We start from the raw sequence: 15363 nt of genomic DNA on the forward strand, positions 1-15363 counted from the left end.
TTTAAGTGAAAAATGGGAAGCCGCTAGAATCTAGCTGTTTACAGACTGTAATAGGAGGCTTCGCTTTTAGAGCGCATAGGGAGAAAATTAAATAATTCAACAATTAACAGATAAAGTATTAAAAGATTCCACGAATGCGATACGTAATACCATCCTTAAAAAATTCACAAAGTGAGAAGGTAAACAATTGACAGAAGATAAGGAATTCACTTAATTAAAGTGTTTTCTAAAGAGATAATAGCTTAGCGTAAAATATTCAATTTTTTCAATTCTGAAAGATTAAAAGAGACGTATCATTTGAAATAAAACAATTTATTGTGCTAACGATGATGATTGGTGTGCACAAAATTGAGTTGTTGAAAATCAAAAATATAATTTAATGATGTTCCTTGACTAACTCACTCTCTCCTGAGTATAGCACGGGGAATAAACGTGGAGAGACATGAGGAGTATATAGAAAATGAGTTATAAAGTTGCAATTGTCGGCGCAACCGGAAATGTTGGTCGTGAAATGCTTACAATTTTAGAAGAACGTGGTTTTCCTGCGCATGAAATTGTCCCTCTAGCATCACGACGCTCATTAGGACAAGAAGTTTCTTATGGAGATAAAACTTTAAAAGTAAAAGCACTGGATACTTACGATTTTTCTGACACAGATTTTTGTCTTATGTCTGCGGGAGGGAGCATTTCCAAAGAATACGCCCCTAAAATTGCTGCTGCCGGCTGTGTCGTCATCGATAATTCCTCCACGTGGCGCTATGATGCCAATGTTCCGTTGATAGTCCCTGAAGTCAATGGCGAAGCTATAAATGCCTTTTCTAAGCGTAATATTATAGCAAATCCTAATTGTTCAACAATTCAACTGGTCTTAGCTTTAAAACCTCTCCATGATGCTGCAATCATTAAACGTGTTGTTGTCTCTACATATCAGTCTGTTTCTGGAGCTGGTAAAGAAGGAATGGACGAACTTTTCGAACAATCACGTGCAGTTTTTGTTGCAGACCCAATTACATCAAAAAAATTCACTAAACGCATTGCCTTTAATGTCATTCCTCATATCGATGTTTTCATGGAAGATGGTTATACAAAAGAAGAATGGAAAATGACGGTTGAGACGAAGAAAATTCTCGATCCGAAAATTAAATTAACAGCCACTGCTGTTCGGGTCCCTGTCTTTATCGGTCATGCCGAAGCCGTCCATGTTGAATTTGAAAAACCACTAAGCGCATCTGAAGCACAAGCGCTCCTCCGCGATGCACCAGGCTGTCAGCTTATCGATAAACACGAAGATGGTGGTTATACCACACCTTATGAAGGTACCGGAGAAGATGATACCTTTATTAGCCGTGTTCGTGAAGATATCACCGTTGAAAATGGTTTAGCTTTCTGGGTTGTCGCCGATAATTTAAGAAAAGGAGCAGCATTGAATGCCGTTCAAATTGCTGAATTGCTCATTTCTCGTAATTTGATAAAGCCTAAGTCCGCAAATTAACGCCCTGTCCGAAAGGACAAAGAACCCCTAGCCGGTCTGTCAAAAGTCCGGCTTCTCTTCAGTATAACCTTCCCCAGCTTAAGGTTCATATCACCATCCTAAAGAACTGTAATCCAAGGTATTGTCAAATTTGACTCGGAATATCCTTGAATGCCTCGCCACCTTAAGTTAAGCATTGCCGCCTTAATGACATTTTACGGTACAATAGGATCAGCAGCATAAGCATTGTTTGCTTCATGCTGCTGATCCTTTTTGTCATTCCGGTTGTAAAATTAACTTTACCCTTATCGAGCAGGATAGGTCACGACACGGTAACGCGTTTCATTACGTTCAAAATTTTTGTAATTGACATTATCAGGAAAGGAGGGATTATAAGCACTCACGTGCTTTACAGAAACGCCTTGTGCTTTTTGCGACGGATTTAAAATTGTTCGTTCATCCCTTTTTTTAACACCTGTAGAATCGATAATCATATCTGTTCTGTATAGTTTTTGCATATTTTTCCGTGTTTTTTGAATCGCCGGAAGAGCTTTAAAGTCGGAAACAGCCTGTTTTACTTTTTCTTTTGGCGATTTTACCATGGATTTTGATTTTGCTGGCATCTTTTTAAAAGCAATGGTAGGAACACCGTTAACATTGACGTAACGTGCAGATGCCCAACCAACTTTTCCATGATAACCAAGAGAACACCAAGTTTTATTGGATAGGCAGCCATAAATTTGCACTTTTGCTCCCATTGGAACCATTGCGATAACTTTATAAGCTGTCGCAGGGCCTGTGCGTAAAGATACCTGACCTGATGCAACACGAGCAACTGTTCCTGTAATGGTTCCAGCTTGTGCGTGAAAAGCAGTCACAGCCACCCCTGACGCTCCTAAAGCCCATAAAGTCATCATTGTTGATAAAAATTTCTTTCTTAACATTATTTTTCTTCCTCTCTTAAAACGTATGAAGGGCAAAAATTCGCCGTTGCAAAAATTTGCCGCGTTTAAATCCAATGATCAGCAACCTTTATTCCCCCCAAAAACCCACAACATTGCAACAAAATTTCTCTTTATCGCCTACACGAACACGGCCTTTTGATCTTGATTGCGCAGTATGTTCTTCATGAATTTACGGCTAAAGCATCATCTGATTGTCCGGTTCTTCAACCAATTGTCCCTTACAGAAGTTTTTAAAGGGGCATTGGTTCCCTCAACAAATGATTGCAATAAAAGAATTAATTATTTGAATTTCAGAGAATTTCTATGAACAAATGATGATCAGCCCCCAAAACAACTAAAATAGAAGGAAAAATAATACTCTTTTAAAAATAAAAGTGATTGAATATTCTCTAAAGCTTGTATAACTTTAAATCTGCCTAAAAAAATACAGAGTATATTGAAACTTCCCTCAAAAAATTTCTCGAAAAAGAAAGTTAAAAGCATATGACATTAAAAATTTTTTCTCGTAGTCGGATTATAGGATTATTCCTCTCTCTCTTTGCACTTTTTTTGTCTACTGCTTTTTCCATGGCCGCAGACAAAACAAAAATCAAACTTGGTATTATGGAAGGGCGGGATGCGATTATTTGGAAAACAGCTGCTGAACAGGCTAAAAAAGCCGGTTTAGATATTGAACTCGTTTATTTTTCTGATTACGCTTTGCCTAATGATGCTGTTAACGCAGGAGAGATCGATGCGAATGCTTTTCAGCACGCCCCTTATCTTAATGAACAAATGAAACAACGTGGCTATAAACTTTCAATTGTCGGCTATACATTTATTGCTCCAATCGGTGTTTACTCACACAAAATAAAAGACTTAAAAGATCTTCGTGATGGTGCACATGTTGGTATTCCGAACGACCCATCTAATGGTGGAAGAGCCTTACTTCTTCTTAACTCTTTAGGTCTCATTAAGTTAAAAGATCCTCATAATATTCTTGCATCTCCACTTGATATTATCGAAAATCCTAAAAACCTGCAAATTCGTGAGCTCGATGCCGGTATGTTAGGACGAGCTATTGACGATTTTGACCTTGCAATTATAAACACAAACTGGGCTATTGTTTCCGGATTAAACTTCGAAAAAGATGTAGTCGCATGGGAGAGCGCAAAAAATAATCCTTATGATAATATCATCGTTGTACGCACGAGCGAAAAAGATGAACCATGGGTTAAAAAATTAGTTGCCGCTTACAATAACGATCTTATCCGTGCAAAAATCAAAGAGATTTTTGGCAATACCGCCCAAACATCTTGGTAATTGTGCCAAATATCTGAATAACTGTGCCAAATATCCGAGTAATTGTGAATGGAAAAACCTACTCTTATCTCCTTAAAAAACATCAGCCGTTGTTTTAACAAAACGGCTGGTGTTCCGGTGATTAATAATCTCTCTTTAAATATCCATGCTGGTGAAATCCTTGGCATTATTGGGCGCAGTGGAGCAGGAAAATCAACACTTATTCGCTGTTTAAATGGGTTAGAGAAGATTGATGCAGGGTCCATTTTTTTTGAAGATGTTGATATTTCTAATCTATCAGAGATAGAATGGGCGCCTTACCGTCAACGAATTGGGATGATTTTTCAACATTTCAATCTTCTCTCATCGCAGAATATTCTTGATAACATTGCATTGCCACTTAAATTAAGTGGTGTAAGTAAGAAACAACGCCACAAACGTGCCCTTGAACTGATTGAATTGGTTGGGTTATCTGGGAAAGAATATTGCTATCCGGCACAATTGTCTGGGGGACAAAAACAACGCGTTGGCATTGCTCGTGCGCTCGCTGCTAATCCTAAAATATTGTTATCAGATGAAGCCACTTCTGCTCTTGACCCTGAAACAACACAATCTATTCTAGAGCTCCTTGCTGATATTAATAAACACCTCAATCTCACGATTGTGCTCATCACCCATGAAATGGAAGTTGTGCGCACCATAGCGCATCGCGTTGTTGTTCTTAATCAGGGGAACATTGTAGAAGAAGGACGTGTGAAAGACATCTTTACATCACCGCAAGACGATACAACCATAGCCATGCTCAAGCTTGTAACCCCGCAACTTCCTGAAAAATTTGCGAAAAATCTCAAACCAATCGGACGAGAAGCTGTCATTGAAATTAATATTGCCGGTGAAATTGCCCAGCAGCCTTTTCTTCATCTTCTAGAAAATGAGAGTGGTTTAAAAGCACGTATTTTGCATGGTGGCATTGATACAGTTCAAGATGAAACCATCGGGAGACTCTTCTTGGCTCTTCCTGGAGAAGATAAAGAAGCTTTAGAAAAAGCTGTTCAATGGTTAACGAAAAAAGGACGATATTGTGAGGTCTTAGGCTATGTTTAATGTTCTGTCTCATGAACTTCCCCAAGCTGTTATTGATACAATATTGATGACACTTAGTGCTTCTGTTATGGCATTTATTATAGGGCTTCCCCTTGGTCTTCTTCTTCACACAACAGCACGCGGGGGGATTTTTTCCTCATCTCTCATCAATCGCCCTTTAAGCATGATCATTGACAGTATTCGTGCCATTCCCTTTATTATTCTTGCATTTTATCTTCTTCCCGTTACACGTATCGTTGTAGGAAGAGGGATAGGAATGCCTGCTGTAATTTTTATACTGACCATTTCAGCTATCCCTTTTTATGCACGCATGGCGGAACTCTCTTTTAAAACCGTTGAAAACGGTCTCATTGAAGCGATCCGCTCTATGGGGGCAAGTCGTCTTCAAATTATCAGACATGTCCTTATTCCTGAAGCTCTCCCTAGCCTGATTACAGGTTTTACAGTCATGGTCATTTCTCTTATAGGAGCCACCTCACTTGCTGGATATCTTGGTGGAGGCGGTTTAGGGGATATGGCAATCCGCTATGGCTACCAACGCTACAATACCTTCATCATGACCATCGTCATCATCCTTTTGATCGTGCTTAATATTACAACCCAATGGACTTCTGATAAAATCGTACAAAAACTTGATAAAACAAAACATTAAAAGACTTAGAATTTCACATGCCAATACCATCATCCCCTTTGCCACTTTCCAAGTGCACCAACCCTTGCCTATCGAAAACACTCATAAGAGATTAGAAACTTTTTTCTTAAACAGTTTTTATCTCTCCCCATCCGTTTGTAACATGAAAGAAAATAGTTTTAATGGCTTTAATATAAAAGAATATAAAAGGGGATAAAATAAGAGATCTCACAGTATGTGAGACTCTCTTTAAATTAAGACATTGACCACAACCTCTCCAAACCGTAGATAACACATTGAATTTATAATGATAATATGGCGTTATTCATATTGAACGAGAACTCTGAATACCGTAAGATCCTCTCATTCCCAATTTGTTCCATATAGAATCAACCAAAACCTCTCGCTTGCACGTTACAAGCAGGAAGAGCCGTGTGAGTAAAAACATACAAGAAAGGAAGGCATGCCTCTTATGAATTATCTCAAGCGCCAAGACCTGTCTTAACATTGGCGGCTAGCATATAATATGATGGTGCCAGCTTTCTTCTTCACAAGCATAAAGATAGGGGTGCTCAATGGCTTTATCGTTATACTATTCACAGGCGCCATTGCGAAATGGGCGTGACAAACGTTGAGAGATGTTGCTTTAAAATAAGCCCGTGAATTGGCAACGCAAGTATATTCCATTTGAAGAGTTCTGTTTTACGTGATGGGTATGATCCCATTAAAGAACGCTATAAACAAAAGCGTGAAGCAATGCACTATCTTCATTAGGAAACTCCTCTTCAAAACGATCTAGGAAAGATAGCAACCTGCTATGGCTATCAACGCTATGATAGCTCCACCATATCTATTATCCTATAGATTATTCTCAATATCATCATTGAAGAAACTTCTAATAGAATTGTATAAAAATTTTATAAAATAAAGCACTCAAATAATCTAGATATTGGAAGGCAATCTAGATATTGGAAGGTTTTTCTTCCACAACAGCAACAATAAGCCATTGAGCTGTAAGAGCTGGTTTTTTTAACTTTTCAATTTCCACCGTAACCCCATAATGGAAAACCACTCGACCAGAAGGACGAATTTCTGCGTCGTCTAACACAAAACGCGCACGTATCCGTACCCCTGTTTTCACAGGACTCATGAAGCGTACTTTATCGAAACCATAATTAATCCCCATTGTGCTCCCTTCCAACTCTGGAAGAGCTTCATAAGCGAGCGTAGACAAAAGCGATAATGTTAAAAAACCATGAGCAATCGTGCCGCCAAAAGGTGTCTTTTTAGCCTTTTCCTCATCAACGTGTATCCATTGATGATCATCTGTAGCACATGCAAACTGATTAATCATATCCTGTGTAACAAGACGCCACTCCGATAATCCCACTTCTTTCCCAATAAAACTGGTGACATCTTGTACTGTTATTTTTTGCTGCATAACGCTATTCCTATTTTATTTGATAAAAGAAACCACCCCTCTTGCTTTTATAAAATCCATTGATTAGAGCATCAAGAATAAAAGATTAATTGTCTTAAAAACAAATGCACCTTATGAATGAGAAAAGTTCTTTAGCAGAATAGTTTTCAAATAGGAAAAAAGAATGGCAAGCAATGTGAACCTAACAGGTTTAGCGCATGATTTGAAACAACGTGCAGAAAAGCACCCCCCCATCCGTATTGGACTGATTGGTTGTGGTGAAATGGGCACAGATTTATTATCAAGTATTGCGCATATGGATGGTATAACAGTCGCTGCTGTAGCCACGAGGACACCGTCACGTATTTTTGATGCCGCTACACTAGCCTATGGCGAAGGTGGACATGTCTGTGAAGTTGAAAATACTTATGCTCTCACCCAAAGCATTGAAAAAAATTTAATTGCAGCAACAGATGATATTAACCTTGTTTTGCGCCATGAACAAATTGATATTATCGTTGATGCAACAGGCTATCCCGAAGCAGGAGCAGAGATTGGTATCAAAGCGCTTGAGAATAACAAACATCTTGTCATGATGAATGTTGAAGCAGATGTTACAATTGGCGCTTATCTCAAACATGAAGCAGAAAAACGAGGGCTCATTTATACACTTGGTGCCGGCGATGAACCTACTTCTTGTATGGAACTCATAGAATTTGTTTCAGCCCTTGGACATAAGATTGTTGCAGCGGGTAAAGGAAAAAATAATCCTCTGCGCTTTGATGCTACACCTGACGCTTACGAAGAAGAAGCATTCCGGCGTAATATGAATGTGCGCATGTTGGTTGAATTTATTGATGGTTCCAAAACGATGGTTGAAATGGCAGCCATTGCCAATGCCACCGGCCTTCTCCCCGATTGTCCAGGAATGCATGGACCACGAGCAGCGCTACAAGATTTAAACAAAGTGCTTATTCCAAAACAAGATGGGGGCATTTTACAACAATATGGTGTTGTAGATTATTCAATAGGTCCAGGTGTTTCACCTGGTGTCTTTGTCATTGCCGAAATAGCACACCCGCGTTTACGCGAACGTATGGAAGATTTAAAAATTGGCCAGGGACCTTACTTCACCTTTCATCGCCCCTATCATTTAACAGCAATGGAAGTTCCCCTCACCTGCGCACGTATTATGCTTTATGGCAAAAAAGATATGGTCCCTCTTAGCCATCCCGTAGTAGAAGTCTGTGCTGTTGCTAAAAAAGATTTACATCCAGGTGATCAGCTAGACTTTATCGGTCTTTATACTTATCGTGCTTGGATAATGAACATTTCAGAAGCACGCGCTCACCACGCCATTCCTTGTGGTCTTTTAGAAAAAGCAACAGTAACAGCTGCAATTAAAAAAAACGAACTCATTACAGTACATAATACTGCTATTCGTGAAGATCAATGGATTGCACGTCTTCGTGCTAAACAAGACCTTTTACTTCATTGCCCTTCTTCCACTAAGCTATAAATACTCCTGAATTACCTTACTTAACAGTATCCTTCCCTTAGGCAACAGAATAACCCAGAATACACTTCTATCGCAAATACAGGTTTATGTTTTAATAAAAGCATTTTCCAACGATGCACATCACCACTTCCCTCTCACAATATGTCCCGTAAATGCGACAATATAAACCACTCCATGAGATGACATAAGATTCATTGTGTATCACTATCTTTACTCTATGAAGATACAAACCAGCACCATCATTTATTTTCCAATACTACAACAGTCCTTGAACCTTAGAGATAATTAATGAGAAGAATTTTTAGTCTTTTTTTTAATAATTTTATCCATACACGAACGCAACTTGTTATACGTAAAAAATACTTCTGATGGATTTAACATAAACAAATTTAAAATGATAAATAATAATTTCTCATTTTTCTTATTGCATGAGAGCCATGGATATAGGGATATTTTTTATTTTATCCCCTTATGAAAGATAAAAAAATTTAAAAAGGATAAAATATACCTTTGATGAATAATCTTCATATGAGAAAAGGTAGACAATATTAAAAGACTGATAAAGATAGTAAGTATACTAGCCTTATTACTAGAAAATAATCATAAACTGTAAAAAAAAATCAGGTTACGCTAATTTGTAAAAAACAACATAAATGTAGGATCTTGAACTTTAATAATTTAATAAAAGCTACATTTAGTATTAAGAGTAGTGATTTTATTATCTAGTATAGTATAAATAATAAAATATTTATTTTTTAAAAATAATGAAGTGAACAAAAAAATCCTCGACTCTGTCGATGAGCTTCCTACTAAAGTGTACTAAATATTGCAAAAAGAGTTACAACAGTACCTAATACATCCCCAATACATAAAGAAGCAAGAAGTGATAAAATACTTATTCCCCCCCAAAAGGCTGAACCTGAAAAGGCAGCAGCTTTTTCAGGTTTCCCTAACGCAATAACATCTTGTTCCTCAACGCCTTGAATAACAACTCTATCCACAGCTTTAATAGCTACATTTTTTTCTAGTGTAGGAATAGTAATTGCCATTCTCTCTTGAACTTTATTTTTTACAAAACTTGCATTTCCCTCTATAGTTTGTATAAAAAAAAGAATAAATAGTGTAAAAGTAAATGAACATACACGATTTTTAAATATTTTAAACATAGCTTTCTTTGCTCCTCTTTTTCTTCACTGAAAAAATGAAAGAATATTCACATATATAAAAACCAAAAATTATATTTAATCATTTATATAATTGCACATAATAAAATATTATATGTAATTTTGTTATTATAATATAACACATTGTGTATTACATGTAAATATAAAAAACAATAAATGATAAAAATAATTTATTCCTTTTACGCCATAATAACTCAAGATACCAACAGTAATATTTTGTCATTTTTATTGCTATAATTAAAAATAATAATAATTTATTAAATTTCTTATTATAAGAAATATTACGAAACAAATTCATTTAAAAAATTATATAATAGAGCTTTTATAAATAATTTAAAATGTAATTAATTTTAAAGAACTATAAAATTTAAAAATGCCAGTATAATGATATATTATTGTCTATTATTTCAATAAATATAAAAATGAAATAGCACTTAATGGATTTTTATTATATCACTCATCAGTAATATTGAAAAATAAAATTGGTATCAAATAAAAACTTGATCTAAAACAAATCTATCCTAATAAAACAACTTTAAATAGTGTACTATTTTTCTATAAAACAGGTATAAAGTGTAAAAAAACAATTAAGATCTCTATCTTCAAATGGAAGAGACGTTAATAAAATGATTCTCAACTTTTACTGATATATAAAAAGAAAAAATACTGCATAGCATCTTAAAAAAGGTAATTCAGCCCCCTTTATCCTATACAGCATAAAGAACACAAAATATTGACTTTCAAACCTAATAAAACAAACGCATAAAATAAGTAAATCTATCAGATTTACAAAAAAATTATAAGCAATACTAGAACACCAACAAACTACCTAAAACCAGATAAAAAGAGAGTCATGAAAAATGAGATGATCCCCAAAATACTGAAAAAACTTTCTTTCTTAATTTTCATAAAAGTTATTCCATATTTTTCGTCAATATTGTAGATCACAACCATATTTATATTTTAAGTAATTATATTTACTCTATATTAGTAACAAATAATTCTCTTTGAACGAAATTTTTAGCAATATTCACATAACTGTCTTCAATTTGTGCAAAATAAATAATAAAGAATTAATCAAATTCTTGAAAGAAAAGGAATAGAGAAACTTACTAAAAAATTGCATTTTTAAAATACCAACTTAAGTAAGCACATTGAAAAAATAACGCCATGAAAACTGATATTGAATGATAAATTCATCAATCGATCACTTTAATCGCAAAATATTAATCTATAATAATAATTTATTGTTTTGCCTGTTGAATGAGAAAGCTGACGATTATAAAACTCTCTTATATTTTAACTCTGTTTATATTGAATCAATCAAAATTCTTCACTTGCAAATCACAAACGAGATCGGTGTGTGTGTAAACACACTTGAAGAAAGGAAAATATCACTTATGAGGTATCATAACTATCAAGCGCTGTTAACACAGTATTGAAAACTGGCAAAGTGAATGATGGTGTCCCTTTTTACTTTAAAAGTGTAAATATGGTGGAACACAATAGATTTTATATTATAAGGCTTTACCCTTATACCATTCACAAGCTGCGTCGTGAAATGGGCTTTGGTGTACTAAATGTTTCTTTAAAACAAAAGCGTCAATGTGCAACACAATGGCGTTCTGTTTATCATGTATCCAATGGTGTTTCTTGTATCCAACGGTGTTTCTTACTGAATCATCTTATAAACTGCTCTATGAGATTACAAATTCATCTTACGTGAATTCTTCCCTTTATATTTATTTTTTCTCATGAACACTAAAATCTGTTAAGACACTATCCAAAATAAAATCAATCAACAAACATTTCTATTCTTTTGTAATATACAGATACTTGAATTAAGAATTTAGAACACCTGATTGCAACTAAAGTCTGTACTATCGCAATAATAGAAATACTTTGATTATCATCGCTCCATAATAAAAGAAGAATATGTAACTTACAGGAAAAATTACATTTTCAATAAATAATGAAAAATATTTTTCATTATTTGATGTATAAGTATTTAATATGTATGAATATTTACTTATTAAAAATGAGAATATGAATCAGAAATACTTACAAAAGATAATTATCTTGAGAAATATTGCCTCATATTACAGAAAAGTTGCGTTGGCTTTGCTCAATAAAAGCTTCTCTATTTTTAACAAAGCTCTCATTTTTATGCATCCATATGTGATGTAAAAAGACGCCTATTTGCGTTTCTCTTATAGATAGATTAAATAGTGACAGCACCTTCGATCACTTTGTCTCTTTTGACTTCTCTTTTGGGCATTAATTTATGGTATCTAACCCACCTTTTCTCGCTCTTTTACCTTTGGGTGCACATGAATATCACGGAGAGCACCTTCCTTTCGAAACCGACTGGATTATTGCTGAAGCTTTTGCAAAAGCCCTCACTTTACAAACAAAAGAGCAGTTTCATATCGCACTTTTACCGGTTGAAAAGATTGGCTATTCTATAGAACATATGGATGTTACAGGCACGCAAACCCTTACCTTTTCTGATGCGATTAAGCGATGGATAAAGATTGGTGAAAACTGTTATCACAAAGGGATCAACCGTCTTCTTCTTCTCAATGCTCACGGAGGAAATTCACCTTTAATGAGCATCGTTATCACCGAATTACGAAGGCGCCTTTCGATGCTCGCTGTAGCAACAAGCTGGAGCCGTTTTGGTTTACCACAAGGTCTCATGGAGCCATCTCAACAACATCTTGATATCCATGGAGGCTTTATCGAAACCTCTCTCATGCTCTATTTAGCACCAGAAAAAGTCCATATGGAAAAGGCAGAAAATTTTCATAATAAACAAGCGGATATGATTGCCAATTATCGGTATTTACGTGCTTATGGTCCTCATGCCTTTGGTTGGACAATGAAAGATCTAAATACGCAAGGTGCGGCAGGAAATGCAAGCAAAGCAACACCACAAGCCGGTGAAGCAATCTTTTCTCATGTTCTGTCTCAGCTTCGTGATTTACTTGATGATATCAATCGATTTAACATAAACACATGGCAATAAAGAACAATAAAAGGTCTCTCCATGGAAACGATACACCCCAAAAAACTTCCCGTTACGGTTCTCACAGGCTATCTTGGTGCTGGAAAAACCACCCTTCTCAACCGCATTCTCAGTGAAAATCATGGCAAACGTTATGCCGTCATTGTCAATGAATTTGGTGAAATTGGTATTGATAATGACCTGATCATTGAATCAGACGAAGAAATTTATGAAATGAATAATGGCTGTGTTTGCTGCACCGTACGTGGTGATCTCATTCGCATTCTAGAAAGTCTGATGCAACGTTCTCATCGATTTGATGCGATCATTATAGAAACGACAGGGCTTGCTGATCCCGTTCCCGTAGCACAGACCTTTTTCATGGATGATACTATCCATGAAAAAACAGCTCTCGACAGTGTCATAGCAGTCGTTGATGCAAAGCATTTTCCCTCTCAATTAAAAACAAGTCGTGAAGCTGAAGACCAAATTGCTTTCGCGGATATTATTCTTTTAAATAAGATTGATCTTGTCACCCAACAAGAACGCAGCCATGCTGAATCCCTTATTCTGGCCATTAATCCTCGCGCTATACTCTATACAACACAGCGCACCAATATCCCTCTTGAGACACTCCTTAATCGTGGTTTTTTTGATCTCCAACAGACTCTCGATCATGAACCTCATTTTCTCGATCACGAACATACACACCAACATGCCAACCATGTGTGCGGTCCCGATTGTCATCATGACCATCATCACGCATCCACCATTCATGATATTACCATCACTTCTGTAAGTTTAAAAACAGATGCTCTGCAACCAGAAAAGTTTTTCCCTTGGATCCAGCAGGTTACACAGCAACAAGGACCTGATATCTTGCGTCTTAAAGGCATTATCGCCTTTCAAGGAGACGATGATCGTTACGTCATTCAAGGGATACATATGCTTCTTGAAGGACAACATCAACGCCCATGGCGTGAAGATGAAAAACGAGAAAGCCGCCTTGTCTTTATAGGACGCTCTCTTGATGCTGAAAAATTAAAAACTGGTTTTGAAAATTGCGCATAAGTGAGTGATAATGCCAAACATTACCCATTATGATCTCAAAAGTTACTGCCTTTCCTGCGGTTTTATAGGCAATAAACCAGCCTTTGTTTCCGTAGAAGGTTTCATTGTTTTTTTTAATCCAACCCCACAAATCGTTGAAGTTCACCAAGGAATAATTTCAAGCCATTTTTCCCATGACAATACCGCGATCATCACCGGTGGAGAAGATGGAAAAGTCTGTCAAACAACCGCAGCAGATCACACGGAAGTGTTAAGCCAAAAAGAACGCAAATGGATAAACAACGTTGCTTTTGGTCCACAAAAAGCTTTTGCTTTTTCCTCCTCACGCCTCGCATTTGCGCATATTGGAAAAGAACGACAAGAGCTCACACATGAACGCAGTGTAGAAGGCCTTGCTTTTGCCCCAAAAGGTTTGCGACTTGCCGTTGCCCATTACAATGGTGTGACTCTTCATTGGTTATCAACGCAAATATCTCCCACCACATTGGTATGGAAAGGAGCTCATTGTGGTGTCACCTTTTCACCAGACAACAGCTATGTCATTTCCACCATGCAAGAAAACGCCTTACACGGTTGGCGTCTCACTGATAATCAACATTTACGGATGAGTGGCTACCCAAGCAAAGTCAAAAGCTGGTCTTGGAGCGCAAAAGGAAAATGGCTAGCAACATCAGGTGCCTCTGCCGCAATTGTTTGGCCCTTTCATACAAAAGATGGCCCCATGGGAAAAACACCTCTAGAACTAGGCACACGAGCAAATGCGCTTGTTAGCACCGTTTCATGCCACCCAAACAAAGAAATTGTAGCAATAGGCTTCAATGATGGAATGATTTTAGCGGCACAATTCCATGATGGAAAAGAAGTCCTTCTAAAAGGTTATGGGAAAAGTGCTATCTCAGCACTTAACTGGGATCAAGCAGGGCAAAACCTCTCCTTCGGTAGCGAAAATGGTGAATGTGGTATAATCAATATCACTGATTAAATTACACCAACAAACGCAATCATCGCCGATAAAAAATGCCCACACAATACTCCAGAAATCTTATCCCCTTGCATCTCCAGAGCTCTCAGAAATTCTATCTCCCTAATCTCCCCCCAAAATCTCCTAAAATCTTCGTAATCATTAAATCTTCCCTCTTCCTTTTCTCCCCCTTTAGACAAGAAAATACCTTAAACATGTTTTTTGACCTTTTAACATTGCTACCCCCATACAAGAATAAAAACATCACCCTCAAGACCGCCCCCCCATCTCCTTATAAACATCTATATAGGCTACATACTTCCACAAAAGCATTTTTCTTAAAAATTCGGCAAAAAATAGCTGATATCATCATTGAAACAACAATTTATTCTTACGATCAGAAGAAGGGAATTCAACACTATTTTCCTAAATAAAAAATTTTTTGATTTCCCCCTCTAAAGAGCAAAGTTTCCTACGAGCAGCCTTCCACACTTTAGTTTCTTGCCTAGAAAATTCTATCTAATAATCATTTCATGGAACTTCTATTACCGCCCTCTGTTCCGGTATCACCTTCATCTCCGGATTCTGTTCCTTCTGCTTCTTTCCCATGTTAAACCAAAGCCTTCTGGGTCTTCTGACCCTTTGGCCTCGTCTAATCTCCAAATTAGAGCGGTTGTTCCACAGGTTCCAACTTATCTTCTTTTGCCAAATGCCTTATTTCATGCTGGTTTAGTGGATATGACCACGCA

Annotated in this window: 11 protein-coding genes and 1 pseudogene; 9 read left to right on the forward strand and 3 right to left on the reverse strand. The window is 36.7% G+C overall.

The features are described 5' to 3' along the window. Positions 1–460: 460 nt before the first annotated feature. Entirely contained in the window at positions 461–1492 is a 1032-nt protein-coding gene (locus tag ACFINH_RS07295) for an aspartate-semialdehyde dehydrogenase (RefSeq protein WP_375613639.1), read from the forward strand. A gap of 284 nt (positions 1493–1776) precedes the next feature. Here ACFINH_RS07295 and ACFINH_RS07300 read toward each other — a convergent pair whose 3' ends face one another. Then, entirely contained in the window at positions 1777–2415 is a 639-nt protein-coding gene (locus ACFINH_RS07300) for an SH3 domain-containing protein (RefSeq protein WP_375613640.1), read from the reverse strand. Positions 2416–2919: 504 nt separating this feature from the next. Between ACFINH_RS07300 and ACFINH_RS07305 the strand changes: the two genes are divergently transcribed. From ACFINH_RS07305 to ACFINH_RS07320, 4 genes and pseudogenes are all read left to right on the forward strand, one after another. Further along, entirely contained in the window at positions 2920–3738 is an 819-nt protein-coding gene (locus tag ACFINH_RS07305; RefSeq protein ID WP_375632526.1) for a MetQ/NlpA family ABC transporter substrate-binding protein, read from the forward strand. Between the two features lie 48 nt (positions 3739–3786). Continuing rightward, on the forward strand, positions 3787–4821 hold the full coding sequence (locus ACFINH_RS07310; RefSeq protein ID WP_375613642.1) for a methionine ABC transporter ATP-binding protein: 1035 nt from the start codon (positions 3787–3789) through the stop codon (positions 4819–4821). Further along, on the forward strand, positions 4814–5473 hold the full coding sequence (locus ACFINH_RS07315) for a methionine ABC transporter permease (RefSeq protein WP_375609233.1): 660 nt from the start codon (positions 4814–4816) through the stop codon (positions 5471–5473). Before ACFINH_RS07310 ends, ACFINH_RS07315 begins: the two co-directional genes overlap by 8 nt. A gap of 573 nt (positions 5474–6046) precedes the next feature. After that, positions 6047–6223, forward strand: a pseudogene (locus ACFINH_RS07320) (integrase); the annotation flags it as partial. Between the two features lie 190 nt (positions 6224–6413). On the opposite strand, the gene ACFINH_RS07325 reads toward ACFINH_RS07320, so the two are convergent. Next, positions 6414–6893, reverse strand: coding sequence for a MaoC family dehydratase (locus tag ACFINH_RS07325; RefSeq protein WP_375612287.1), 480 nt, complete (start codon positions 6891–6893; stop codon positions 6414–6416). A 163-nt stretch (positions 6894–7056) separates the two neighbouring features. On the opposite strand from ACFINH_RS07325, the gene ACFINH_RS07330 reads away from it, so the two are divergent. Further along, positions 7057–8391 carry an NAD(P)H-dependent oxidoreductase gene (locus tag ACFINH_RS07330; RefSeq protein ID WP_375632527.1) on the forward strand — a complete coding sequence of 445 codons (1335 nt, stop codon included), beginning with the start codon at positions 7057–7059 and terminating at the stop codon, positions 8389–8391. Positions 8392–9200: 809 nt separating this feature from the next. On the opposite strand, the gene ACFINH_RS07335 is transcribed toward ACFINH_RS07330, so the two are convergent. Then, a complete protein-coding gene (locus tag ACFINH_RS07335; RefSeq protein WP_375612285.1) occupies positions 9201–9557 on the reverse strand; it encodes a hypothetical protein in 357 nt (118 codons plus the stop codon). A gap of 2302 nt (positions 9558–11859) precedes the next feature. Here ACFINH_RS07335 and ACFINH_RS07340 point away from each other — a divergent pair. Genes ACFINH_RS07340 through ACFINH_RS07350 form a run of 3 tightly spaced genes read left to right on the forward strand, consistent with a single transcriptional unit; the run spans position 11860 to position 14635 of the window. Continuing rightward, entirely contained in the window at positions 11860–12603 is a 744-nt protein-coding gene (locus tag ACFINH_RS07340; RefSeq protein ID WP_375612284.1) for a creatininase family protein, read from the forward strand. A gap of 21 nt (positions 12604–12624) precedes the next feature. Continuing rightward, on the forward strand, positions 12625–13653 hold the full coding sequence (locus tag ACFINH_RS07345) for a CobW family GTP-binding protein (RefSeq protein ID WP_375632528.1): 1029 nt from the start codon (positions 12625–12627) through the stop codon (positions 13651–13653). Positions 13654–13663: 10 nt separating this feature from the next. Further along, on the forward strand, positions 13664–14635 hold the full coding sequence (locus ACFINH_RS07350; RefSeq protein WP_375632529.1) for a WD40 repeat domain-containing protein: 972 nt from the start codon (positions 13664–13666) through the stop codon (positions 14633–14635). Positions 14636–15363: the final 728 nt, after the last annotated feature.

Source organism: Bartonella sp. AA74HLJMH (assembly GCF_042197045.1).
In the GTDB taxonomy this organism is placed as follows: domain Bacteria; phylum Pseudomonadota; class Alphaproteobacteria; order Rhizobiales; family Rhizobiaceae; genus Bartonella.

Bases quoted from the DNA above. Each gene is read 5' to 3' on its own strand.
- ACFINH_RS07295 (WP_375613639.1), top strand. From the start codon at position 461: ATGAGTTATAAAGTTGCAATTGTCGGCGCAACCGGAAATGTTGGTCGT.
- ACFINH_RS07300 (WP_375613640.1), bottom strand. From the start codon at position 2,415: ATGTTAAGAAAGAAATTTTTATCAACAATGATGACTTTATGGGCTTTA.
- ACFINH_RS07305 (WP_375632526.1), top strand. From the start codon at position 2,920: ATGACATTAAAAATTTTTTCTCGTAGTCGGATTATAGGATTATTCCTC.
- ACFINH_RS07310 (WP_375613642.1), top strand. From the start codon at position 3,787: ATGGAAAAACCTACTCTTATCTCCTTAAAAAACATCAGCCGTTGTTTT.
- ACFINH_RS07315 (WP_375609233.1), top strand. From the start codon at position 4,814: ATGTTTAATGTTCTGTCTCATGAACTTCCCCAAGCTGTTATTGATACA.
- ACFINH_RS07325 (WP_375612287.1), bottom strand. From the start codon at position 6,893: ATGCAGCAAAAAATAACAGTACAAGATGTCACCAGTTTTATTGGGAAA.
- ACFINH_RS07330 (WP_375632527.1), top strand. From the start codon at position 7,057: ATGGCAAGCAATGTGAACCTAACAGGTTTAGCGCATGATTTGAAACAA.
- ACFINH_RS07335 (WP_375612285.1), bottom strand. From the start codon at position 9,557: ATGTTTAAAATATTTAAAAATCGTGTATGTTCATTTACTTTTACACTA.
- ACFINH_RS07340 (WP_375612284.1), top strand. From the start codon at position 11,860: ATGGTATCTAACCCACCTTTTCTCGCTCTTTTACCTTTGGGTGCACAT.
- ACFINH_RS07345 (WP_375632528.1), top strand. From the start codon at position 12,625: ATGGAAACGATACACCCCAAAAAACTTCCCGTTACGGTTCTCACAGGC.
- ACFINH_RS07350 (WP_375632529.1), top strand. From the start codon at position 13,664: ATGCCAAACATTACCCATTATGATCTCAAAAGTTACTGCCTTTCCTGC.